The 22,831-nt window shown below is 49.6% G+C and carries 19 protein-coding genes; 9 read left to right on the top strand and 10 right to left on the bottom strand.

All coding sequences use genetic code 11. The features are described from left to right. Positions 1 to 2 precede the first annotated feature (2 nt). From B156_RS0126445 to hisD, 9 genes are all read left to right on the top strand, one after another. Complete coding sequence (locus tag B156_RS0126445; protein WP_018622821.1) at positions 3 to 608, top strand: YceI family protein; 606 nt, start codon at positions 3 to 5, stop codon at positions 606 to 608. 742 nt (positions 609 to 1,350) lie between these two features. Further along, positions 1,351 to 2,382 carry a DUF1259 domain-containing protein gene (locus tag B156_RS0126440; protein WP_018622820.1) on the top strand — a complete coding sequence of 344 codons (1,032 nt, stop codon included), beginning with the start codon at positions 1,351 to 1,353 and terminating at the stop codon, positions 2,380 to 2,382. Between the two features lie 215 nt (positions 2,383 to 2,597). After that, positions 2,598 to 3,002: a hypothetical protein gene (locus tag B156_RS0126435; RefSeq protein WP_018622819.1), complete on the top strand. Its 405-nt coding sequence runs from the start codon at positions 2,598 to 2,600 to the stop codon at positions 3,000 to 3,002. An 80-nt stretch (positions 3,003 to 3,082) separates the two neighbouring features. Continuing rightward, positions 3,083 to 7,489 (top strand): CusA/CzcA family heavy metal efflux RND transporter, encoded by a 4,407-nt coding sequence (locus tag B156_RS0126430; protein ID WP_018622818.1) that lies wholly within the window; start codon positions 3,083 to 3,085, stop codon positions 7,487 to 7,489. 37 nt (positions 7,490 to 7,526) lie between these two features. Next, positions 7,527 to 8,750 carry an efflux RND transporter periplasmic adaptor subunit gene (locus B156_RS0126425; protein ID WP_018622817.1) on the top strand — a complete coding sequence of 408 codons (1,224 nt, stop codon included), beginning with the start codon at positions 7,527 to 7,529 and terminating at the stop codon, positions 8,748 to 8,750. Positions 8,751 to 8,790: 40 nt separating this feature from the next. Beyond that, the gene (locus B156_RS0126420) at positions 8,791 to 9,474 is read left to right on the top strand and encodes a hypothetical protein (protein ID WP_018622816.1); all 684 of its coding nucleotides are present in this window, start codon (positions 8,791 to 8,793) and stop codon (positions 9,472 to 9,474) included. After that, entirely contained in the window at positions 9,386 to 9,568 is a 183-nt protein-coding gene (locus B156_RS32735; protein ID WP_483852520.1) for a permuted SH3 domain-containing protein, read from the top strand. The genes B156_RS0126420 and B156_RS32735 overlap by 89 nt, the downstream gene beginning before the upstream one ends. Before the next feature lie 20 nt (positions 9,569 to 9,588). Then, a complete protein-coding gene (locus B156_RS0126415; RefSeq protein ID WP_018622815.1) occupies positions 9,589 to 10,833 on the top strand; it encodes an MFS transporter in 1,245 nt (414 codons plus the stop codon). A gap of 64 nt (positions 10,834 to 10,897) precedes the next feature. Then, positions 10,898 to 12,187 carry a histidinol dehydrogenase gene (hisD, locus tag B156_RS0126410; protein ID WP_018622814.1) on the top strand — a complete coding sequence of 430 codons (1,290 nt, stop codon included), beginning with the start codon at positions 10,898 to 10,900 and terminating at the stop codon, positions 12,185 to 12,187. Between the two features lie 596 nt (positions 12,188 to 12,783). Here hisD and B156_RS0126405 read toward each other — a convergent pair. The 10 genes from B156_RS0126405 to B156_RS0126360 all read right to left on the bottom strand — a co-directional run bounded on the left by B156_RS0126405 (position 12,784) and on the right by B156_RS0126360 (position 22,718). Then, a complete protein-coding gene (locus B156_RS0126405) occupies positions 12,784 to 14,148 on the bottom strand; it encodes an NADH-quinone oxidoreductase subunit N (RefSeq protein ID WP_018622813.1) in 1,365 nt (454 codons plus the stop codon). Then, entirely contained in the window at positions 14,145 to 15,623 is a 1,479-nt protein-coding gene (locus B156_RS0126400) for a complex I subunit 4 family protein (RefSeq protein ID WP_018622812.1), read from the bottom strand. Before B156_RS0126400 ends, B156_RS0126405 begins: the two co-directional genes overlap by 4 nt. Further along, entirely contained in the window at positions 15,616 to 17,445 is a 1,830-nt protein-coding gene (locus tag B156_RS0126395) for an NADH-quinone oxidoreductase subunit 5 family protein (protein WP_157627194.1), read from the bottom strand. Before B156_RS0126395 ends, B156_RS0126400 begins: the two co-directional genes overlap by 8 nt. A gap of 90 nt (positions 17,446 to 17,535) precedes the next feature. Then, positions 17,536 to 17,847, bottom strand: a complete 312-nt coding sequence (gene nuoK, locus B156_RS0126390) for an NADH-quinone oxidoreductase subunit NuoK (protein WP_026261083.1) — start codon at positions 17,845 to 17,847, stop codon at positions 17,536 to 17,538. Further along, positions 17,844 to 18,353, bottom strand: coding sequence for an NADH-quinone oxidoreductase subunit J family protein (locus B156_RS0126385; RefSeq protein ID WP_211211255.1), 510 nt, complete (start codon positions 18,351 to 18,353; stop codon positions 17,844 to 17,846). The genes nuoK and B156_RS0126385 overlap by 4 nt, the downstream gene beginning before the upstream one ends. 2 nt (positions 18,354 to 18,355) lie before the next feature. Then, complete coding sequence (locus B156_RS0126380; RefSeq protein WP_018622808.1) at positions 18,356 to 19,243, bottom strand: complex I subunit 1/NuoH family protein; 888 nt, start codon at positions 19,241 to 19,243, stop codon at positions 18,356 to 18,358. A 50-nt stretch (positions 19,244 to 19,293) separates the two neighbouring features. Continuing rightward, a complete protein-coding gene (locus tag B156_RS0126375) occupies positions 19,294 to 21,438 on the bottom strand; it encodes a heavy metal-binding domain-containing protein (protein ID WP_018622807.1) in 2,145 nt (714 codons plus the stop codon). 2 nt (positions 21,439 to 21,440) lie between these two features. Further along, positions 21,441 to 21,800 carry an NADH-quinone oxidoreductase subunit A gene (locus B156_RS0126370; protein ID WP_026261082.1) on the bottom strand — a complete coding sequence of 120 codons (360 nt, stop codon included), beginning with the start codon at positions 21,798 to 21,800 and terminating at the stop codon, positions 21,441 to 21,443. 140 nt (positions 21,801 to 21,940) lie between these two features. After that, positions 21,941 to 22,261: a four-helix bundle copper-binding protein gene (locus B156_RS31170; protein ID WP_084757903.1), complete on the bottom strand. Its 321-nt coding sequence runs from the start codon at positions 22,259 to 22,261 to the stop codon at positions 21,941 to 21,943. A gap of 73 nt (positions 22,262 to 22,334) precedes the next feature. Further along, positions 22,335 to 22,718 carry a hypothetical protein gene (locus B156_RS0126360; protein WP_018622804.1) on the bottom strand — a complete coding sequence of 128 codons (384 nt, stop codon included), beginning with the start codon at positions 22,716 to 22,718 and terminating at the stop codon, positions 22,335 to 22,337. Between the last annotated feature and the right edge of the window lie 113 nt (positions 22,719 to 22,831).

Genomic DNA, 22,831 nt, shown 5'->3' with positions numbered 1-22,831 from the left:
AAATGAAAATTCACTATCAACTGGTAGCTATTTTACTCATCTCTGTCGGCACAATGGCCACGCGCAGTAAGCACACAACTTACTCAGACACGTACAAAGTGGATGTATTGAAAAGCAACCTGCACTGGAAGGCCAGGAAAGTGACGGGTGAGCATATGGGTACGGTAAAGCTTGCCGATGGCGCATTGCAATTCGATGATCGTAAGCTCACAGGCGGACAATTTACGTTCGATATGAATAGCCTTGTCTGCTCTGATCTGATCGATCAGGAATACAACGCTAAACTGATCGGGCATCTGAAGTCCGATGATTTCTTTTCGACGGGCAAGCACCCGACCTCCTCGTTTACGATCACTAAGGCGATACCGAAGGGAACCGCTACGTACCTGGTGACGGGTAACATGCGGATCAAAGGGATTTCTAATCCCCTAACGTTTCCCGTTCGGGTGAAACAAGATGGAGCCACGGTAGAAGCGCAGGGCAAAGTGACGCTCGACCGAACCAAATACGACATCAAGTACGGCTCGACATCTTTCTTTGACGCCCTTGGCGACAAAGCGATTTACGATGATTTTGATATTGAACTGAAACTAACAGCCAACAAGTGAGCTTTTGCCGATTAACTCTATAAACGAGATAAGTTTTAAACCACTTTGTTCCGGTGTCTTGTCCTGATCGGAATCGGACGTTTTTGTGGATGCGTTTAGCGGTAGTTCACATTGATGCAATCCATTCATTTATAACAAAATGACGAGTTCATTAAATTACATTAGCTACCCATTTATTGACCGAAAATGGCCGGATGGGTTAGTGGTATGCCTGTACGGATATAAACATATTTATCACGTGAGAAAACAGTATGTACCATTCATCTGAAGCCTAACAAAGAGGTTTTGAACTATTTTCAACGCATAGGGTAACTGATCTTACTGTACTCATAAAATCACTACATTTTATCTACAATCACATCCAGCTACCCAAACCCTACACCACCTCGGATTTGTTGCTAATCGGCCCAAAGCTTGACCTCTCCTTTTCGCGGGCTTTCTTTCTGACAGCCTACCTACAATGTAATAACCAGATCAATATATCATTACCAACATCCGGTTTCAGTGCCGGTTTAAACCCATTAGCAATCTATACATCGTCTTGACGGTAATTGCTACGCCTACCAAGCTACAGACGACCAACGGCGGGTTGTATGGGCGTTTCAACCCATGAACCGGGCACGGGTTCTGAAACTAACCGACTGGTTGAATCTCTAAAGTCTGGCGCGTTTAAATTTAATTCAGAATTTGGCTTTACTTTTAGAAGCACTAATCTGCTCATCGAGCCCTTTTCTACTTACGTATGCAACGCAGAAACTTCCTTCGCTCCGCCGTTGTTGCCACGGGCACCATCCCCCTTTGCACAACTTCGGGCGTCAATCCAGACGCCTTACCAGGCATCGGAAAAACACCCGCCCTTTCCCAGGCCGATCAGGATGCTATTGCTACGGCTCTTGGCAAAAAAGGCACTTACAACGAAGCCCAGGCTACTTATTCGGTGCCGCTGCCCCGTAATGATCTGAGCGTAACGGTGAAAGGTGAATCCGTACCAATTCCGTTTGGGTTTGGTGGCTGGGTAGCCTTCAAGAAAACGCTGGACGGCAAACAGACCGTGATAATGAGCGATACGGTACTACTCGAAGCCGAAGTAAACCCGTTGATCGACGCGGCCCACACAGCAGGGCTGGAAGTAGGGGCCATACATAATCACTTTTTCTACGAACAACCGCGCATTTTTTATATGCACCTGCACGGCCTGGGCGATACGGCCGAACTAGCCAGAAAGTATGCCCAGGCAATCCGGGAAACTAAACTGTTTCCGGCTAACCAGCCTGCTTCGACTCCTTCCTCAGCACAAACCAGTAGTAATGCCACCCCAGCCGCGACGGGTACGCCCCAGGCGGGTATGCCCCTAACCGGTAAGGAATTGTTTGACTTACCCGTACTCGATGAGCTGATCAAGTATAAAGGTGTAGTCAACGGCCCGACATACAAATACACCATTGGCCGCGACGACCTGACGGTAACGGACATGGGAGCTGAGATGACAGCCGCTATCGGTCTGAACACCTGGGCATCGTTTGCGGGTAAACAGGATGCGGCTCACATGGCTGGTGACGTGGCCATGCTGGAAAGCGAAGTGAACAGCGTCATAAAAACACTGCGCAGTCACCGCATCGAAGTTGTCGCCTTGCACCATCATATGCTTGGCGAACAACCCCGGATCATTTTCCTGCACTACTACGGGCGTGGTCCGGCAACTGAACTGGCCAAAGGGTTCCGGGCCACGCTGGACCAGTTAGGCAAGGGCAATCAAGGTGGTATGCGACATTGATTACCTTTTAACCAAAAGAAATGACCATGTGGATGGGAGGGCGTATCCGGAAACAGAAACTGACCGGGCCTTTGCTAATCGGTGGTTAGACCGATTGACAAAGGCAGCAATCAGAGCGTCGCAGTTGATTTACGTGGCCATGAGTCAGCGCTACTTTCAACCGTCGATGTGCCATTCGCAACACCAATTGCTTATTATTGCTATCTTTGCCCGTAATGTTGCGCCTGCTCACCATCGGAATCAGTCTTTACCTCTCGCTGTTCAGCTTACTGCCAGTGTCGATATGGGAGGAGTGCGCCAAACTACCGGAGCTATATCAGCATTACCAGCTTCACCGGCTCGAAGAACCGGACCACTCATTTTTGGACTTTTTGGCCGAGCACTACGGCGACAGGGGGGATCACCATGCCCCCCACCACGATCACGCTAAACTTCCCGTCAAAGCCGCCCATTCCGGCGCCGATGCAGGCTGGGCTCCGGTTTACCTGCCCGGCTCTCCTTTTTGGACTAACGCGCTTTGTGCAAGTCCCGTAATAGCACCCAAAACTGGGTTTCATTACCAATCGGCCGCGCTCCCTGAGCCGACGCTTTCCTTCTGGCAACCGCCCAAAATCAGTTAATTGTATTGACGCGTACCAGTTACTCCGATCCCTCCAGATCGGAGTAACTGGCTTTGTCTTACTCTTCAATTGATGTAGCGATGCTCAATCATATTATTCTATTTTCCATTCGGAACAAACTCATCGTGGGTCTGCTTACCGTAGCCCTGATTATATGGGGAGGCTGGTCGATCACCCAACTACCCATCGATGCCGTTCCCGACATTACCAACAATCAGGTACAGGTCATTACGACCAGCCCCTCGCTGTCTGCGCCCGATATCGAACGGCTGGTGACCTTTCCCGTCGAAATTGGCTTAGCCAACCTTCCGGGCCTGATCGAACTGCGCTCGTTTTCGCGCTTTGGGCTGTCTATTGTTACGGTCGTATTTCGGGACGATATAGACGTGTTCTCGGCCCGCCAGCAGATTTCCGAGCGGCTGCAAAACGTGGTCAGCCAGATTCCGCCCGGTGTGGGTACGCCCACGATGGCCCCCGTCACAACGGGCCTCGGCGAGATTTTTCAGTACACGGTCGTACCCAAAAAAGGCTACGAGCAGAAATACCCGCTCACCGAACTGCGTACGATTCAGGACTGGATAATCCGGCGTGGGCTGCTGGGTACGCCCGGCGTGGCCGACGTGAGCAGCTTTGGCGGCCTGGTCAAGCAGTATGAAATTGCGGTGGACCCCGACAGGCTGCGGAGCATGAACCTGACCATTACCGACCTCTTCGATGCCCTCGAACGCAACAACCAGAACACCGGTGGAGCCTACATCGACAAGAAACCCAACGCCTACTTCATCCGCTCCGATGGTCTGATCGGTAGCATCACCGACATCGAAAATGTGGTGATCAAACTCAGTGGCCAACCCGGTCAGATGAATGCACTACCCATCCGTATCCGCGACGTGGCTACCGTACAGATTGGCAGTGCCGTACGCTACGGAGCCGTGACCCGCAACGGACAGGGCGAAGTGGTGGGGGCCCTGGTGATGATGCTCAAAGGCGAGAACTCCGCCAAGGTAATCAAGCTGGTGAAGGCTAAAATTGCTGACATCCGTAAAACGCTGCCCGAAGGCGTTGAGATTATTCCCTTTCTGGACCGCACCAAGATGGTAGACAGCGCCATCGGCACCGTGACCAAAAACCTCGCCGAGGGTGCGCTGATCGTCATCTTCGTGCTGGTACTGGTTTTGGGTGAATGGCGGGCGGGCTTCGTGGTCGCTTCCGTCATTCCGCTGGCACTGCTCTTTGCCATTGCGCTGATGAACATCTTTGGCGTGTCGGGCAACCTGATGAGTCTGGGGGCCATTGATTTCGGCCTGATTGTGGATGGGGCCGTGATTATTGTCGAAGCCACGCTGCACCATATGCTGCTGCGCAACCGGGATAAAACCCTCACTCAGCTTCAGATGGACGAAGAGGTGTTCGAGTCGGCCAGCCGGATTCGGAATTCAGCCGCCTTTGGCGAGATTATTATCCTGATTGTGTACCTGCCCATTCTGGCCCTATCGGGGGTGGAGGGGAAGATGTTCCGCCCGATGGCCCTGACGGTGGGCTTTGCTATTCTGGGGGCATTTATTCTGTCGCTGACCTACGTGCCCATGGTCTCCTCGCTGGTACTCAGCAAAACCATCCGGCATAAGAATACGTTGTCCGACCGGTTCATGGCCTGGCTGCACCGGGGCTATGAGCCGCTGATTATGCGGGCGTTGCGGTTCCGGATACTAATTCTGGCGGTGGCGGTTTCGTTATTAGCCATCAGCGTATTTCTGTTCACGCGCATGGGTGGTGAGTTTTTACCAACGCTGGACGAGGGCGATTTTGCCGTGGAAACCCGCGTCCTGACGGGTAGTTCGCTGAGCGAATCGGCCGACGCGACCACCAAAGCCCAACGGATTTTAATGAAACAGTTTCCCGAAGTGGAGCAGGTGGTGGGTAAAAGCGGTTCCGGCGAGATTCCAACCGACCCCATGCCCATCGAAGCCTCCGATTTGATGATTATTCTCAAGCCAAAGTCCGAATGGACCAGTGCCGGTAGTCGCGAGAAACTAGCCGAAAAAATGGCCGAAGCCCTGTCCGTCATCCCGGGCGTAGCTTTTGGCTTCCAGCAGCCGGTGCAAATGCGATTCAACGAACTGATGACCGGTGCCCGCCAGGACGTAGCCCTGAAAATCTACGGCGAAGACCTGGGCGAACTGACCCGGCAGGCCGAGAAGGTGGGTAACCTGATTGGGGGCATCGACGGAGCCAAAGACCTCTACGTCGAGCAGGTCGAAGGCTTGACCCAAATCTTAGTCAAACTCAACCGCGATCAGATCGCTAAATACGGCCTGAACGTCGCCGATGTGAACCGCACGATCAACACGGCCTTCGCCGGGCAATCGACCGGTCAGGTATACGAGGGCGAACGGCGGTTCGATCTGGTGGTACGGTTATCGGCTGATAAACGCCGGAGTATCGACGATGTGCGTACCCTCTACGTGGCAACGGCCACTGGCCAGCAGATTCCGTTAACACAACTGGCCGACGTGACCATGGAACAGGCACCCAACCAGATCCAGCGCGACAATACCCGTCGGCGCATTACGCTGGGCTTCAACGTGCGCGGGCGGGACGTGGAAAGTATCATCACCGAGTTGCAGGGCAAAGTAGCCCGGCAAATCAAGTTGCCACCCGGCTATTCGATCACCTATGGCGGGCAGTTCGAGAACTTAGTCGAAGCCAAACGGCGGCTGGCCATTGCCGTACCAGGCTCACTGGCCCTGATTTTCGCCCTGCTATTTTTTACCTTCCACTCGGTTCGCCAGAGTTTTTTGATCTTCACTGCCATTCCGATGGCGGCTATCGGGGGCGTGTTTGCCCTGCTGCTGCGGGGAATGCCGTTCAGTATTTCGGCGGGGGTGGGCTTCATCGCCCTCTTCGGCGTGGCCGTACTCAACGGTATCGTGCTGATTGCAGAATTCAACCGGCTGCGGCACGAGGAAGGACTAACCGACTTTAGAGAGATTATCCGGCGGGGTACCCAGGTGCGGTTGAGGCCCGTGATTATGACTGCACTGGTTGCCTCGCTGGGTTTTATCCCGATGGCCCTATCAAACTCCGGCGGGGCCGAAGTGCAGAAGCCACTGGCGACAGTGGTCATCGGCGGCTTGATTACGGCCACCCTACTGACGCTGTTCGTGCTGCCCATCCTGTACACCTATTTCGAGCGTGGACTGGAGCGGATCGACCCTAAAAAACCGATACCGTCGGGAATAACGAACCGTTTGGTCATGATTGCCACTTTGGTGCTGGCCGCTTTAGGAGTTAATGCCCAATCCCCCGCCATCCGGGCCGTTGGTCTGGATCAGGCCCTTCAGGAAGCGGCTACCCGTAACGCCCGGCTCCAAATTGGCGGCCTTCAGGTGAACCAGCAGCGGGCCCTGCGCCAGAGTGCCTACGACTATGGCCGCACCACCATCAGCAGTACACTGGGTCAGTTCAATAGCCGAAAATTTGACAATGGCCTGACCATCAGCCAGATTTTGCCCAATCCGGCCCTGTTGCGTCGGCAGGCCGATTTGGCCGACGCCACCATTCAGGGTCGGGAAATGGCCGTGGGCGTGAGCCGCAATGAGGTGCAGTACGATGTCAAATCGGCGTATTATGCCGTGCAGTACTGGCACGAACGGGAAGGGCTGCTTCGGCAGCAGGACTCCGTCCTGGCCGAGTTTGTGCAGGCGGCTAATTTGCGCTTCCGGGTGGGCGAAACCGGCTCACTCGAAAAGGCTACCGCCGAAAGCCAACGGGCCGACGGACTGGTTCGGCTCGCCCAGAATACGGCTAACCTGGCTGCGGCCCGTACCCGGCTTCAAACCGCGCTCTACAGTACGGATGAACTGGAGGTGGCACCCGGCCCACTCACCAAACGGAAATTGAGCGTAGTCGTGGATAGCAGTGGTACGACCAACAATCCGCTGCTGGCGCAACTTCGGCAGCAGATCGTGGTGGCCCAACAAAGCCGTCGCGTGGAGCAGGCCCGGCTAAAACCCGAGTTCATCGTGGGATTGTCCACCCAGACCATCATCGGGACGCAAATCTATGATGGCAACGAGACCTACTACGGTCCTGGACATCGGTTCGTGAGCGGGCAGATTGGGGTGCTGGTGCCACTGCTGGCCAAACCACAAAAGGCCCGGATCGAGGCCGCCCGGTTGGGTGAACAGATCGCCCAAACCGAACTGGCGACCCAGCGACGGGCTTTGCAGCAACAGGGCACACTAGCCTTTCAGCAGTACGAACAGTACCGCACGGCGCTGGCGTATTATGAGCAGAACGGCCTGGCGCAGGCCCGGCTAATTCTGGACAACGCCCGCAAGGCCTTCGGGGGGGGCGACATTGGGTACGTGGAATTTTCGCTGGCCCTGCAACAATCGCTGACCATCCGGGCCAGTTACCTCGATCTGCTCAACCAGTACAACCAGTCGGTGCTTTACATTGAATACCTGCTCGGCCAGCCCTGATCCCAATTTATTCATTTTTCTCCCAATCCGTCGATCCATGAAACGTCCCGTTTTTTTTGCCCATATAGTTCCATTTCTGTACACGCTGGTTGTTGCGGTCAGCTTTATCGGTTGCAGTGGCAGCGAAAAGTTCGCCGATGACTCATCGGCGAAGCAACCCGCGTCCACCGCTGATTCAACTGAATCACCAGACGCCGGTTCGCCGACCGTTGTAAACCTGACGCAGGCACAGTACACCATTGCTGATATTCAACTGGGCCAGCCCGAATCGCGGACGCTTGGCACGATGCTGAAGCTGACCGGGGTTCTCGACGTACCGCCCCAAAGCCGGGTGAGTGTATCGATGCCGGTCGGGGGCTATATCCGAAGCATTAAGCTCGAACCCGGCGCGAAAGTCCGCAAGGGGCAAACGCTGGCCGTGCTCGAAAATCCTGAGTTCATCCAGTTGCAGCAGGATTATTTAGACGTCAAAGCCCAACTGGAATACGCCGACCTGGAGTTCGCCCGGCAGCAGGAACTGAGCCGCGAAAACGTGAATGCGCTGAAAGTGCTCCAGAAAACCCGCTCTGACCGTCAGCGTTTGCAGGCCCAACTGGCTGGCATGGGCCAACGCCTATCGCTGCTGCACATCAACCCGGCCACGCTGCGGGCCAACCACTTGATACGTACCGTTAGGGTTCCTTCGCCCGTCAATGGCTACGTGACCGACGTTCCCGTCAATAATGGTCGTTTCGTCAATCCGGCCGATGTAATTATTGAGGTGACGGACGTGAGCGATTTGCACGTCCACCTGAATGTATTTGAAAAAGACATTACGCACATTCGTACCGGTCAAACCGTGCGGTTCGGCCTGGGTGGCGCCGGCGCACCGATGCATCAGGCGACGATTTTCATGAAGGGCAAGTCGATTGATGCCGATCGGACCGTTGCCGTGCTGGCCCGTCCGCTGGGGGTCTCGGACGATTTTATTCCCGGTGCCTACGTGTCAGCGCAGGTCGCCGTGACCAGCAATCCGTTATCCGTGCTGCCCGACGCGGCTATCGTTGGGTTCGGGGGTAAATCCTACGTCTATCTGCTGGAAAGCAAAAGTAGCCAGCCCGTGAGCTACCGCTTCCGGCAGGTCGAAGTTAAGCCGGGCGTAGCACAAAACGGCTACACAGCCGTCAACCTGCCATTGACTGTGGATGTCAAAACGCCCGTTGTCGTGAAAGGAGCCTATAGTTTGCTCTCCCAGCAGAACAACAGTGGCGAAGAGGAATAAATGAACGCCGTCACCATAACTAACCAAAAATCGAATCTTTATGAAAACTAATCACCGGTTTGGAAGTCTTTTAACGGTCATCACTTTATCTGGTAACGCCCTGATGGCCCAAACCACCACGCCCGCGACGGCCACCAGCACTGTAGCCCCAAACCCGGCTTTACGGGCCAAATCAAGCACGATGTACACCGAACACACCGAGCTTTTTGCCGAATATCGCCCACCGGTGGTCGGGCGGCCCAACCGCTTTACGGCGCACCTGACCCGGCTGGGCCAGACGTTTAGCCCCTATACCGAAGCCACTGTGACGCTGACGTTGACTATCGACGGTAAAGTAGACTATACCGAAACACTCATCAAGCCCGTAGCTCCCGGCAACTTCCGCTTTGCGCTGAAACCCGCAACGGCCGGACGCGGCACCGTGACGATTGATCTGGTTACCCCGGCTTATACCGAACAGTTTGTGGTCAAAGACGTAACGGTGTATGCCGACGAACCAACGGCCATTGCCAGCCAACCCGCCCCCGAACCCACCACCGGCGAGATTGGGTACAATAAAGAAAAATCGTGGTTTGAGCCGTTTGCTACGGCACCCGTTATGAGCCGGAAAAGGGGGGGGGACGTCGGTGCTGTCGGTGCCGCAATCGGCGTTGGTATCCGAAAACGACAGGGTGTATGTCTTCGTACAGAAAACCCCGGAACGCTTTCTGAAACAGGTCATTAAAACGGGGACCAGGCAGGGCGATATCGTTGAGGTAGTCAGCGGCCTGCAAGCCAGTGACCGCATCGTTATCCTCGGTACGGGCAACATCAACTAAACTCAGGTAACAAACAGATTATGCCTACCCCGTCACCCTTTTCGCTCCTGCTCGAACCGTTTCAGTCGCTGCGCAGCCGTACGTTTGCCAAGTTGTATTTCGCCCAGACCATCAGCCTGCTCGGCGATGCCTTTACCTGGGTAGGGCTGGCTCTGCTTCCGTATCAGTTCGGGCGTGAGCGGTCGGCGATTATTCTCTCGTCGGCCCTGACGCTGCGGGTGACGGCATTTATCATTTTTTCGCCCTTCGCCGGGGTGCTGGCCGACCGCATCGACCGCAAGAAAATCCTGTACGTCACCCATTTCATTCGGATGGGCATTGTCACCTGTCTGCCGTTCGTGAACGCTGAGTGGCAGATTTACGTACTGGTTTTTTTCTTGAATGTGTTCAACGCCTTTTTCACTCCAACCTATAAATCCATCATTCCGCAGGTGGTAGAGAAAGCGTATTACCGGCAGGCAATTGGCTTATCGACGGCGACGTTTCAACTGCTGGGCGTACTAGGGCCAGGGCTGGCCGGGATTCTCGCCGTGTGGCTGGGGGCACGGGATATTTTCTTTGTCGATGCCGTGTCGTTCGTCGTAGCGGGTGTGCTGATTCTGCTGTTGCCCGGTGATTTGCTCAATACGGCTTCGGCAAAAGAGCGGCCCGAAAAACCACTCTCGGCCTGGGCCGACGTACTCAATGGGGCCAGGTTGTTGTTTGGCAATCCACTAATCAGGTTTTCACTGGCCATCGAGTTTGTGTCAGCTATTGCCGGGGCGCAGATACTGGTGAATACCATTGGCCATGTTAAAGACGGGCTGCACCTGCCCGACACCTACTACGGCTGGGTGATGGGGGCCTTCGGCGTCGGAGCCACGCTGGCCGCCTTTGGTGGAGGTTTTGACAAAACAACGAGTCGGCGAGTATCGCTGATTGTGGGGGCATTGCTGTTGGGGTTGGCGATCACCGGGGCCAACTACGTGGGCTATCCGGTGTTGCTGGGGCTGTGGGTACTGGCGGGACTGGGGCAAAGTCTGGCAGAAATCCCGTCGGAAACACTCATTGGCGAACAGATTGAGCGTTCTCAGCAGGGCAAAGTGTTCGGGTCGCACTTCGCGTTTTCGCATTTGTGGTGGGCCATTGCCTATCCCATCGCCGGGTTCACGGGTAGTCAGTTTCCGGGCCAGAATTTTCTCTACGGTGGCTTGCTGACCCTGGGGCTACTCATGGCAGCACTGGTTGTCTTTCGGCCTAAAAAGCAGCTATCTCCGGGTCAGTAGTTGGTTTGCCCAGGCAGTAAAATAGAACCTATCAAATCAATCAACCCCTTTTCCAGCAGTAACGATGCGCATCTACAAAAATAGCCCGGCCTCGGATTGGCCCCAGCTCATTACCCGTCCCGCCAGTAATTCCGGGGGAATGGAAGCCCGTATTCAGGCCCTACTTCACGCCGTAAAGAACCAGGGGGACCAGGCTGTTTATGATCTCACCCGGCAGTTAGATGGGGTTTCTCTTTCCGCCCTGGAAGTCACCCAGGAAGAAAAGGCTGTTGCTGCCGGGCTGGTGGATGACCAGTTAAAAGCCGCTATTCGGCAGGCGCAGGCGAACATCACTACGTTCCACCAGGCCCAGTGGGAGGTGCCCCGGATTATAGAAACAATGCCGGGTGTGCAGTGCTGGCGCCGGTCGGTTCCGATTCAGCGGGTCGGCTTGTACGTGCCGGGGGGTACCGCCCCCTTGTTTTCAACTGTACTGATGCTGGGTGTTCCGGCTATCCTGGCGGGCTGCCCCGAAATTATCATCTGTACTCCACCCGCTAAAGATGGTACTGTCCATCCGGCCATTTTGTACACGGCCGAACTAATTGGCATTCACCATATTTATAAAGTCGGGGGTGCTCAGGCCATTGGGGCAATGGCTTATGGAACGGAAACAATCCCGCGCGTTTCCAAACTGTTCGGACCGGGAAATCAGTACGTGACGGGCGCTAAACAGCTCGTCAGCCGGGACGGAATAGCGATTGATATGCCAGCCGGACCCTCTGAGGTACTGATTCTGGCGGATGCCACGGCCAATCCGGCTTTCATAGCGGCCGACCTCTTAGCGCAGGCCGAACATGGCCCTGACAGCCAGTGTCTGCTGGTTACTACCTCGGAGCCCCTCTTGGATCAGGTAAACAAAGAAGTTGTCCGGCAACTGGAAGGCCTGCCCCGGAATGCTTTCGCCCGGCAGGCATTGAAAAACGGTCGTCTGATTTTAGTGCCTACGTTAGCAGAGGGTATTGCTCTCACCAACTTGTACGCGCCCGAACACCTGATTGTGGTCACTAAGGATGTTGATGCTGTCGCTCAACGTATTTACAATGCCGGGTCTGTTTTCTTAGGTAACCTGACCCCCGTGTCAGTTGGTGATTACGCGTCGGGTACCAATCATACCCTGCCCACCAATGGGTACGCGATAGCCTACAGCGGGGTTTCCCTGGACAGTTTCATCAAAAAAATTACTTACCAGCAACTGAGTCCTGAAGGCTTACGGCTGATTGGCCCGTTGGTTGAACGGATGGCCCTGGCGGAAGAGTTAATGGGTCATGGCGCGGCTATTTCGCTACGGCTTCAAACATTAATTTGTTCCTAAGGCGGTCGATTCACTACTTAATTCATTACTGCATTCTCTGCATAAACCTAATTAAAAAAACTGGTGATTTTGTCGGCACAGTAGTCGACACGAAAAGCCGCATTCAGGTTTGATTGGTGCAGCTTCTGAGCGAAGTGATTGGTTCAGTACAGTTAGCTGAAAAGTCAGTTTCCTTCCCAATTCACATCCTAGCTGGTTTCAATTTGAATTGGAGGTTTATCTGAACGATTTCCAGCGGTTGCTGATCGTGTACAACTCATTCACTGATAGCCAAATAACGGGTTCTTTAATTAGCATTCACAAGCCTTTTATTGGACAGAAATGTCAGTTGAGTAGGAGGGGGCTGTACAGATTTAAACAGGTAAGTTGCGTAAAGAAAACGCGACACAACCTTTACCAGAAGCATGACGAGGGGTAACCGAGTTATTTTTTTGCCAGTAGGAAACTGAGCAGCACTGTGCAGGATAAATCACTACAATTTCTCGGTACGACGATTCAGCCAATTCATTAAATTTCACGCTTCTCTGATCAAAACTGAACGTAGCAGAAAAGAGCGCGAAAACTTTCAGTCAAGCTAACAATTTATCTGAAACAAATCATCCTATTATCTTTAGTAACCATTGTACTCCTATACCTGCCACTACGGTTACTACAACACAGATTTTCCAAACAACAATAATTGGAGACCTTTCTTTTTCTACCAACGTTTCTTTAGCATACATAGGAACAATGATGCGCAGATACACTGCCAGAGAAATAACACTGTTGAGGACAGCGGCAATAGCCAGCCACGCGTAGCCATTGTTCATCGCTGCACCGAATAATAAAAACTTTCCCGCGAAACCAGCTAACGGCGGAACACCTACAAGAGATAACAATAAAACTGTCATGTCAATTGATGTTATGGGATGTTTCTGCGCCAATCCTTTAAAGTCATCTAGGCTTTTGCCTGCCCATTGTACAATGGCAAATGAACCAATATTCATGGCTGCGTATGCCAATGCAAAAATGATTAAAGCAGGTGCTGCCAAACGGCTGTTTTTAAATACTGTGATAGCCAATAGAAAATACCCCGCCTGGGCAACGGTTGAGTAAGCAAGCAACCGAACCACATTCTTTTGCCATAGGGCAACAACATTCCCAAAGGTCATGGAGAGCACTGCAATGATGCCCACAAGTAACGATATGCTTTCGCTATCCGGAATGTTTTTCATTACCTGGGCGAGTGCAAACAAAGCCCCTATTTTTGGAACCACAGAAAGATGGGCAGCAACAGAAACCGGAGCGCCTTCAAAAGCATCGGGTGTCCAGAAATGGAAGGGAAATAAGGAAGCAGCGTATCCAATCCCTGCAAGCAGCGCAACAAACCCAATCACTAAAATATAAGGCGAGTTGTTTAAACTTTGAAGAGAGGATAGCAACGTGCTGCCGGTCATACCTACCCAATAGGTTAACCCGAATACCATAATGCCACCCGTAACCGAGCCATAGACAAAATATTTTAAAGCGCCTTCGGTAGCCGCATCCGTTTTAGGATAAGCAACTAATGCAAACCCACTCAAACTGCTAATTAATAATCCCAGCACAATGAACATGATATCACCACTTCCAGCCAGCAATAAAGAACCTAAAACAGAAAATGCCAGCAGGACGTAAACAGTACCTTCCCTGGGCGTGTTTTTTAATTCATCTCTTGCCAACAAACAACTAAGCGCCACAGCGGGGCAAAGAATAAGTACTGCCCATTGACTCAATGCGTCTATTCTAAAGGTGCCGGAAAATGCAGTAGCGTACTGATTAAGTTTTAGGGCAGTGATAACAACAGCAGCCAGCATACCGGTGATAACAGTCCACATACTATTTTTATGCTTGAACAACATGGTAAAAACCAAGGCCATTGCGGCTGTAAGCAAGACAATAATTTGTGGTAAAATCAATACAATATCTTTTCCCATATTCATAAGCCGAACAGTTTGGTTGTTTGGTGAATAATGGATAAAACAATATTTGGAAATAAACCAACCGCAATAATTAAAATAATCAGGGGCACGATAGCCCATTGCTCATAACTTTTCAAATCGGTTTGTATTGTAAAAATTGCTTTATCTGGCGTGCCCATAAACGACATTTGAATGGCCCGCAAATAAAGACCCGCAGTGATAACAAGACCAATGAGCATAACACCAACAGCAACCGGATAGACACTGTATCCCCCTAGAAAAATTTGAAACTCTGCCGGAAAATGCGCCAGTCCGGGTAAGCCAAGCGAAGCAAAAGAAGCGATAATAAAAAGTGCGCTTAGCAAGGGAAATGTTCTTAATAAACCCTGAATGGCGGGCATCTCTCTTGTTGTTAATCGCTCCTGTAGGCTGCCAATCAGCAAAAACAAACAGCCGGTAACAATACCATGACTGAACATTTGAAGTACAGCGCCATCTAACGCCTGCACGCCTTGAGTTGGCGGAGCAACGGCTGCAACAGCCACACCAAATACCAGGTAGCCCATGTGGTTTACACTGGTATAAGCCACCATTCGCTTTATATCGGTTTGCGCCATTGCAACCAGTGCGCCGTATACTGCCGAAATCACGGCAATAACCATCACATAGGTGGCATACTGCCGGAATGTTTCGGGCATCATTTGTAAAGCAAAACGGATGAAGCCATACGTGCCTAATTTCAATAAGATGCCTGCAAGTATAGCACTGCCGGTAGCCGGAGCTTCGGTATGCGCCAACGGAAGCCAGGTATGGAAAGGAAATAAGGGCGTTTTAATGGCAAAAGCGATGAACAATCCCCAAAAGGTAAAGGCAGCAATTGTTCCGGTTAAAGCACGTTTCTCCATTAATACCCGCATATCAAACGTATGCGGTGTCGTATTCAGGTAAAGGGAAAGCAGTGCCAGCAACAGCACCAGGCTACCGATAAGTGTATATATAAAAAAGGTGATGGCGGCTTTCTTGCGATTCTCGTGCCCCCAACCGGCAATTAAAAAATACATGCCCACCAGTGTTATTTCAAAAAAAACGTAGAACAGCAATAAATCAAGCGACAGAAACACGCCAAGGCAGGCAGCTTGCAACAATAGCAGCAACGAAAAATAACGTGGTATTTCTTTTTCAATTTTTGAAGAAAAAATAAAAACCGAAAAGAACAGAATAGTGGAAAGCAATACCAGCGGATAGCTGATGCCATCCAATCCAAGACGGTATGCCGCACCTAGGGAAGGGATCCAGCTTGCTTCTTCGATATGAGCGAAATTGCCCACCCTGCCCGATGCGCCAAACCAGATGGTCAGCAATAACGCAACTCCCGAAATAACAACGCTAACTGGGTAAGCTGCTTTCGGATAGGTTGATTTCAACAACAGTATCAGCAGCATGCCTGCCAATGGCAACAGCAAAATAATCGTGAGAAAGGGAAAGTTATCAGGCATACTTGATAAGGGCTATTAGTAAAAAAATTAAAACCAGCATACCTGCAACGGTTATCACCAGTTCTTTGTGTACCAAACCGGATTGTAATTTTCTACCCCATCTTCCGCTCTCCTTTACAGTGGCAGATATACCGTAAACGCCCGCTTCCACTGCCTCTTCTTCAAAAGATTTCGTGCCGTTACTTAAGGCTATACCGGCAGTGCCCATCCCGTTCATAAGGTTATTCAAAAGCGTATCCGTGTTAAAAGCAGCATGGGCAATTTGTAGAAAGGAAGTTCCTGTTTTTTGAATAAAATACTGCATCAGCAATTCTACTTTATAAACATATCCGGCGAATGCCAACGTGGGTTTAACCACCAGATACTGGTAACCGCCGGCGATAGAAAAATTATCTCTTACCGTATTCCATACCTTTCCAGTAAACCAACTTTCTTTTAAAAGCCAGCCTGCTGCCAATCCTGCAATGGCTGTAACAATACCAACAACCTTACTTAAACTGTCTGATGGCAGTCCGTAACCGGCAATCGTTACTACGTACTCCAGGAAGAAGCCCCCCGCCATGACAAATGCGATAAGGATAGAAATGGCAGTGAGCATTTGTTTCGGCTCCGGTCCTTCCTCGTTTTTGGGCGTCCCCTGCCACAATCTTTTTACCGCTTTGCCCATATAAACCGCCGTTAGAAATGCACCGGCAATAGCCACTGAAAAAAATAAAGCGGTATGGGATGACTGTGACGTTGCTGCCAGTATCCCATCTTTAGACCAATAACCAAACAGGGGCGGGATGCCGGATAAAGCGATGGCTGCAATGAAAAAGGCGAGCATGGTTGCCTTCCTGTTTTTTCCTGTGCCCTCAAGTTTTTGAAAAGAAGTGCTGTTGTATTCATGCTGAAAAATACCGGCACCCAGAAACAAACTGCTTTTCATAAAGGCATGCGCTATCCAATGGGCAAAAGCTGCTCCGGGGCTGCCTGCGCCAATCGCCAATAGCATAAACCCAAGCTGGCTGGAAGTGGAGGCTGCGAGCAGTTGTTTTACATCCCGGGAAGCGATAGCGGTGAGCCCGGTAACCAATATGGTAGTGCCCCCAACCAAGCCGGTAACTAACAAAACATCTTCGTTAAGCAGTGGATAAATTCTGAAAAGTAATACCGCACCAGCAGCTACCATTGTGGCGGAATGCAGCAATGCGGAAACAGGAGTGGGACCTGCCATGGCACCAGACAGCCAGCTCTGAAATGGAACCTGGGCAGATTTACCCATCACAGCAAGTAAAAAAAAGAGGCCGCCCAAAGTTGAGATTTGTGAAGCTGTACCGTGAAATACCTGCGCGTTTCCCGAAGTGAGTATAACAACAAAAATGCCGAGATACAAACCCATATCGGTAAACCGGGTGAGCATGAACGCCTTTACTGCACCCTGTTGCGCTTCCGGCTTTTCATACCAGGTAGCTATCAGGAGGAAGGAAGCAAAACCCATGATTTCCCAGGCGGTAATGAACAGCACCCAATCGCCGGCAAATACCAACAGCAGCATAGCAGACAGAAACAAAGAGATACCTCCCCAAAACCAGTTTTTGCCATTTTCTTTTCGCATGTATTGCGGTGAATAGATAAAAATGGATAGCGCTACCAATAAAATTACGGTAGTAAGCACCAACGCTGAATTGGTTGCCTGTAATTGAAAGGGTTGGTTGGGCAAGCCGGGATAAAAATAATTTGCTGAAAGACTTTTACCCCCGGAATTCAGCAAGAACAAAGCAGCAGCGAGTGATAAAGATGCCGCAATGATAGGCAACCGACCGTTCCGGATGCGCAGCATATACGTAAGCAGGGATGCCGTAAAAGGTGCGAGTATAATAATAAGTAACAGTATTTGCATTCTTTGGTATAGTATGTTAATCTCCTTGATTTACTCTTTTAAATCTGCTGCCTCTTCCACTTCTACCGACCCTTTGGAGCGAAACCGTTGCGTTGCCACACCAAACCCCACTACCGCTTCAAGCGCCATTACCGTCATGACTACCAGCACAAACATTTGCAGCGAAAATGTTTTAGGATGCAGGTAAAACCAAAAGGCTACCAGATTAAGCATGGCGGCTCCCAGCATCAGCTCTATACCCATCATTATCATAACCAGGTTGGTTTGACTGAGCGCGCCGTAAACACCAATCCCAAATAAAACTGCCGCGATCACCAGTACAATAATTAGTTCCGTCATCATTTGTTTACTGAATTAAATGAGAGTGCCGTTGCCGTTGCTGCAATCATCGCCACTAAAATGGATACGCCCGCCGTTTCAAAAATCATCATGGAGCGTTGCATTAGCTCGATACCGAGGTCGTGGTTTTGCTGTGCAGGTGCGGGCACTGCATCTGCCGTTATTGGCCATTGGGTAAAAAGAATGGCGGCTGCATAACTGGCACCGGAAAGGAAAGCAAACACACTGGAATACTTCTTTTGATGGCTCATATCCATATCGCCCATACCACCGGGGTCCATCATAAACATCATCATAAAGATTGCCATAATCGTCATTTCAGTAGCCATCATCATAATGTGCAAAACACCCAAAAACTCAGCCTGCATCACAAGAAACAGTATGCCTATTGCCACCATTGAAGCCAGCAAAGAAAGAGCTGAACGTATCATGGATTTAGTCATAAACACTCTCCAGGCAAACCAGATAGCGGTTGAGCCAAACAAGAGCAAAAAAATTATTCGTTCCATGTTCATAACAATAATAAAATACCTACCCAAAGAATATTAAATAAAGCCAACGGTGTCAGTAGCTTCCAACTCCATTCCAGCAGATCATCGTGTTGAACACGCGGTACATATTGTCCGCAAAGGAAAAATGAAGCAGCGACCAGAATTGTTTTTATAAAGGTCCATGCAAACCCAGGCAACAGGGGCCCTTCCCATCCACCTAAAAACAAAACCGTTACTGCCAGCGAAAGCGATAAAATCAGCATCAACCTGCCAAGCCGGAAGAGCAGTAACTTGACCCCTGTAAATTCGGCCCAAACTCCTTCTGCCAGTTCGCCGGGTGCCAGGGGTAAATCAAACGGCGGCAGGAAAGCAAGCGCCATCGCGGCAACGTAAAAAAGCACAAAGCCAACTGGTTGGTAAATGATATTCCATAGATGTGTTTGAGAAGCTACAATATTCACTAAGCTCATAGATTCCGCTCTCATTACCGTAGCGGTAATCGCCATCACAATGGGCATTGAGTAGGCAATTAACTGTGCCAGAAATCGCCACCCCCCAATCATGCTATATACGCCGTTTGGCGCCCATCCAGCCATCACTATTGCTACCATGATATAAGCAAAAGCGGCATTAATAAATAAAGCGCCTGTTGAAAGTCCGGTGATGATAAAGCCTTTGGCAAAGGGCAAAACGCCAACAGCCATTAATGCCGCGGCAATAAATAAAACAGGCGCCGTTTCATAAAAAATCCTATCCCGTTGATGGGGCTTTACATCTTCCTGTACCAGCAAAAATGCCAGTGTGGAAAAGGGAGCCGCAAAGTTCCATTTTTTATATACCATCCGCCGTTCCAGAACGGATAAGAAGTAAACAGAAAAGAGATACAAACCAATTAGTAGTATCCACATAGTTCCTTTCCTTTAATTTTTTATCCTAAACCCAATATAACTGACCGGAATTACGCATCCATTTCCCAGGGCGAAATATCCAATGAAGCAATGCTTACCAATGCATTCGAAAGTTCCTGTGCTTTGGTAATCTGTGGCACCACGTCGGCAAGTACTTTTGAAGCCGCTTCTATGGCAATGCTTTTCACCTGTCCATCATTTATTTCTATTGACAATTGTAATTTTCCATTGGGCGCTTCCACCGCGGCTTCCCCTTTTTGTTCCCCAGGCAAATCACTATTATTGATTTCAGGAAGAATGATTTTCTTATTTAAATTTTCATCGCCAAGCAGTTTTACGCTTTGATCTATTTCTGCAAGCCTTACCTGCAACTGCCCCCAGGCATTATTTTCATGAAGCATTATTGGTTTAAAATTTTTGTGTTGGTAAGCAGGCATAGACTGGCGCATATCTTTCTCCATACCTGCCGCTCTTGCAATTGGTCCGGTAACTGATTGAAGAAGATGTTCCGGTATTATTCCAATATTATTTAGCCTCTTTTTGAGATAAAGCGTCTTCTCTGCGTTACCCGTAAGCATTAAAATATTTGCTTTGGCTGCTTTTCCTGTTTGATATTCATAGCATAGTTTTGATGCCTGGTAGTGTAATTCACGGTCGCCAATCGTTCTACTAAAAAGGCTCAACCAATTCAGGTGGCTGCCTATGCGGTCTTTTTCAAGAAAGGCAACTTCATCCACCAAATCATTGCTATCACCCATATTAGAAAGTGCTTTATAAACCAACAGGTGATAAGTTGAATGCAGTAAAGGATTAAGTTGGGAAAGATGCTGCGGAAGCTGCGAAAGTAATTTGGGAAAAGGACGTAACAGATGCTGCGATGCTATATCCCTTTCAATCGTTGCCTTCATGACAGTATCACCATCCAGCTTCATTTTTACCAGCAGCCCTCCCGGTAACCCGGGATGAAACGGACCAAAAAAAACATCGCTCATCTCCATTGCCAGGCCATCTTCACTTCGGGGCATATCCTTCGTCATTTGCACCATTGACATAAAGCCACCCTCCCTACCACTCATGCCTGCCATATCCTCATGCCCTTCATGTTTACTCTTATCATGCCCTTGCACATCCTGCGTTTTCTGTTCATCCACGTTCATGTCGTGAGTATCCACATCGTTTTCAATTGGATGCCCGTGATGATTTTGCGTATCTTGATTGTGGTGTTGGCTTTTATTTTCTTCTTCGCCTTTCAACTCGTTTCCTTTTTCCTCTTCCTTTTTCACCAACCTCATTCCACACTTAGGGCATTGACCCGCTTCATTACTTTGCACTTCAGGATGCATAGGGCATGTGTAAACATTTTTATCATCTGCCACTTCTTTATTTAGGGATTGCTTGCTTTCAGGTTCACGAAGGTTCATGACTCCCCGCCTGTGTTCATGAAGATGGTGTCCATCAACTTCATTTTTAGTCATACCTGCTTGCTGTTCTTCATGGTGCTTTTTCACCAGTGTCATTCCACATATCGGGCAATTGCCGGGCTTATCACTTTGTATTTCAGGATGCATAGGACAGGTGAAAATGTCTTTATCTTCCTTTACTTCAGCGTACATGTGTTCATGCTGCTGCTTTTCCCCTTTGTTGCCGAACTTATCTATTGACTTCACCTCATCGTCCTTTTTCACCAGTGCCATCCCGCATTTGGGGCAGTTCCCTGGCTGGTCACTTTGAACCTCTGGGTGCATGGGGCAGGTATAAACGCTCTTGCCGTCATCGGTATCAGGAAGCTCATAAGCCACAGCCTCTTCAGACCACGCATGGGAAAAAGAAATTTTTTGAGAAAGAAGATTAATTTCATCAGTAGACAAAACAAAGTGGGGAGACGGTAGCGGATCAATGGAACTAATGCCTACAAAAACCAGCAAACGGGGACGAGGCATTTGAGCATATGCATTCGCTGCATACGTTGTTAGTTTTTCAGGCAGCGGTGAAGTAACGAGCAATACATTTGCATGCTTTGGTGTCGTAGCAATGTTTACTCCTTTTTGATGTGGATTAAAGCCTTTGGCTAACAAACCGTTCAGACCCGGAACAGGAAATACCCACAGTGACTTACTGGCAACTCCTGACAACAGTTGCTTAAAGGCAGTTTGTTTTCCTTTTCTGCTTCCGTACTTGATTGATTGACTTTCCATAGTTATTGTCTTTTTAAACCACCCTGGCTCCAGGTATACAACAGTCCGAGAAAAAGTATCATTAGGAAAACACCCATATCAATAAGTGCCGTTATGCCCAACTCTTTATAAACAACCGCCCAGGGATACATAAATGCCATTTCCATATCAAAGGCAAGGAACAGTAGTGCAAAACCGTAATAATGCACATGAAACCTTACCCATGCCGGTTTTTGTGGTAGGCTACCCGCTTCTACAGGTACATCTTTGGCTGGTTCCTTTATTATTATACCCATGCTTTTTTTAAGCAGGTACAAACAACCAGCTAAAGCTGTAATACAAAGTAACATTGCCAATAAAATAAGGTAATAAGTGTTTGGCATAGGTAACAATTTATGCAATTTGAATTTGTCTTACTTGTAAAGAACACTATCTGTATTGCTTTGTAATACTATTTTCATGGCTGATAAATTTAACAAACAGGCTATCAGTTTATCATTCTCTAATAGCCTGTTTGTTTAATTTAAGCCGCAATCTTTCTACATTCTGCCTCACATTTCCTGCATTCTTCTGCGCATTTTTTGCACATTTCGTTGTTGTGCTTTTCACACTCTTCGGCACATGCACGGCAGGCATCGGCGCATGTTTGTGCTGATTGAGAAGCTGTACTGCTCATGCTTCTGCATTCATCAGCACATTTATGGCAGGCATCAGCACAGTCCCTGCAAAGTTTTTCGCACTGTTCCATGCCTTGTTCTCCCTGACACTCTTCTGCGCATTTTTCACATGCTGCTGCACAGGCATCACAGGCCTCAATACAGCTTTGCATTTGTTGATTGTCCATTTTGATACAGTTTAAATTGCTTCATCAGTTCCGCTGTTGCCCGGCTCTTCAGTTCCGCTGTTACCCGGTTTTATTATTTATCAGATTTTTCTTTCATTAACTGAATTTCAGTTTTTTCCTTTTTTATATCCTGGCGTATTAACCCAAACAAACTCATGTAAATAGTAGCTACCCATACCAATGCAAATCCAGCAAATACATAACCTCTCCAATCCTCCAGCAACAGTTTATATCCGGTAAAAGCCAGTACTAAAATGACCAGGTAGTGGCTAAAACAATACTCGCATGTAAACAGATAGAAAAACTTTCTTTCCAGCAAAGTCTTACCATTTTGGCTGCGCTTAACACAATATTCTCTTGGTTCGCGAAATACCTCTTCATGAGTTACCGTCCATGCTACACAAGCTATTGGTATAGCTACTATAAAAAGCCAGCAGATTTGCATATTGATTGTCATAGTCAGATCTATTTTGAAATGTTTACAAGAACGATTACGCACCTGATGTATTTGCCTGGCTTATCAGTTTGTTTTGAGCGTCACTGAGTTTATTTACTTCTTTCAAAAGTTTC

Origin of the sequence: Spirosoma luteum DSM 19990 (assembly GCF_000374065.1) — a bacterium.
Taxonomy (GTDB): Bacteria; Bacteroidota; Bacteroidia; order Cytophagales; family Spirosomataceae; genus Spirosoma; species Spirosoma luteum.
The sequence above is the reverse complement of the archived record's forward strand: the minus strand, read 5'-3'. Positions and strand labels throughout refer to the sequence as shown.

What these genes read in the sequence shown, in the direction of transcription:
- B156_RS0126445 (WP_018622821.1), top strand. Translation starts at nt 3, where the DNA reads ATGAAAATTCACTATCAACTGGTAGCTATTTTACTCATCTCTGTCGGC.
- B156_RS0126440 (WP_018622820.1), top strand. Translation starts at nt 1,351, where the DNA reads ATGCAACGCAGAAACTTCCTTCGCTCCGCCGTTGTTGCCACGGGCACC.
- B156_RS0126435 (WP_018622819.1), top strand. Translation starts at nt 2,598, where the DNA reads ATGTTGCGCCTGCTCACCATCGGAATCAGTCTTTACCTCTCGCTGTTC.
- B156_RS0126430 (WP_018622818.1), top strand. Translation starts at nt 3,083, where the DNA reads ATGCTCAATCATATTATTCTATTTTCCATTCGGAACAAACTCATCGTG.
- B156_RS0126425 (WP_018622817.1), top strand. Translation starts at nt 7,527, where the DNA reads ATGAAACGTCCCGTTTTTTTTGCCCATATAGTTCCATTTCTGTACACG.
- B156_RS0126420 (WP_018622816.1), top strand. Translation starts at nt 8,791, where the DNA reads ATGAAAACTAATCACCGGTTTGGAAGTCTTTTAACGGTCATCACTTTA.
- B156_RS0126415 (WP_018622815.1), top strand. Translation starts at nt 9,589, where the DNA reads ATGCCTACCCCGTCACCCTTTTCGCTCCTGCTCGAACCGTTTCAGTCG.
- hisD (WP_018622814.1), top strand. Translation starts at nt 10,898, where the DNA reads ATGCGCATCTACAAAAATAGCCCGGCCTCGGATTGGCCCCAGCTCATT.
- B156_RS0126405 (WP_018622813.1), bottom strand. Translation starts at nt 14,148, where the DNA reads ATGAATATGGGAAAAGATATTGTATTGATTTTACCACAAATTATTGTC.
- B156_RS0126400 (WP_018622812.1), bottom strand. Translation starts at nt 15,623, where the DNA reads ATGCCTGATAACTTTCCCTTTCTCACGATTATTTTGCTGTTGCCATTG.
- B156_RS0126395 (WP_157627194.1), bottom strand. Translation starts at nt 17,445, where the DNA reads ATGCTGCGCATCCGGAACGGTCGGTTGCCTATCATTGCGGCATCTTTA.
- nuoK (WP_026261083.1), bottom strand. Translation starts at nt 17,847, where the DNA reads ATGATGACGGAACTAATTATTGTACTGGTGATCGCGGCAGTTTTATTT.
- B156_RS0126385 (WP_211211255.1), bottom strand. Translation starts at nt 18,353, where the DNA reads ATGGAACGAATAATTTTTTTGCTCTTGTTTGGCTCAACCGCTATCTGG.
- B156_RS0126380 (WP_018622808.1), bottom strand. Translation starts at nt 19,243, where the DNA reads ATGTGGATACTACTAATTGGTTTGTATCTCTTTTCTGTTTACTTCTTA.
- B156_RS0126375 (WP_018622807.1), bottom strand. Translation starts at nt 21,438, where the DNA reads ATGGAAAGTCAATCAATCAAGTACGGAAGCAGAAAAGGAAAACAAACT.
- B156_RS0126370 (WP_026261082.1), bottom strand. Translation starts at nt 21,800, where the DNA reads ATGCCAAACACTTATTACCTTATTTTATTGGCAATGTTACTTTGTATT.
- B156_RS31170 (WP_084757903.1), bottom strand. Translation starts at nt 22,261, where the DNA reads ATGGACAATCAACAAATGCAAAGCTGTATTGAGGCCTGTGATGCCTGT.
- B156_RS0126360 (WP_018622804.1), bottom strand. Translation starts at nt 22,718, where the DNA reads ATGACAATCAATATGCAAATCTGCTGGCTTTTTATAGTAGCTATACCA.